Source organism: Pseudomonas sp. 43(2021) (assembly GCF_017490805.1).
Classification (GTDB): domain Bacteria; phylum Pseudomonadota; class Gammaproteobacteria; order Pseudomonadales; family Pseudomonadaceae; genus Aquipseudomonas.
On sequence record NZ_JAFGYJ010000428.1, the window covers coordinates 1 to 468 of the forward strand.

The window sequence follows — 468 nt, forward strand, 5'->3', positions numbered from 1 at the left end:
GTCCGGGACCGACCGATTCCTCGGCATGGCCTTCGGCGCAGCGCGTGGCGTGTTGCTGGTGGTCGTGGCGGTCGGGCTGTTGAGCCTGGGGCCGGTACAGCAGGACGGGTGGTGGAAAGAATCACAGCTCGTGCCCAAGTTTCTATTGGTCGCCGACTGGTCCAAAAACCTGATACTCGGGTGGAGCAGTCAGTGGCTTGCCAGCGGAATCAGCGTACCCGCTGAGATTCCGTTCAAGGAGCAGCTCTTGCCGACGGCGAAAACGCCTCAGTGAGTGCTGTTCAGTTCAGATCCATTAAGTAGGGGTTGCGTCGCATGTGTGGCATCGTCGGTATCGTCGGTAAGTCGAACGTCAATCAGGCGCTGTATGACGCGCTAACCGTGCTCCAGCACCGCGGCCAGGACGCTGCCGGTATCGTGACCAGCCATGATGGCCGGTTGTTCCTGCGCAAGGATAATGGCCTGGTG

The 468-nt window shown here is 60.5% G+C and carries 1 protein-coding gene and 1 pseudogene; both read left to right on the forward strand.

What is annotated here, in order from left to right; translation table 11 throughout:
* Positions 1-274, forward strand: a 274-nt coding sequence (locus tag J5M71_RS27990; protein ID WP_207838829.1) for a CvpA family protein, incomplete at its 5' end; no start/stop codon positions are given.
* 41 nt (positions 275-315) lie between these two features.
* A pseudogene (locus J5M71_RS27995) lies at positions 316-468 on the forward strand (amidophosphoribosyltransferase); the annotation flags it as partial.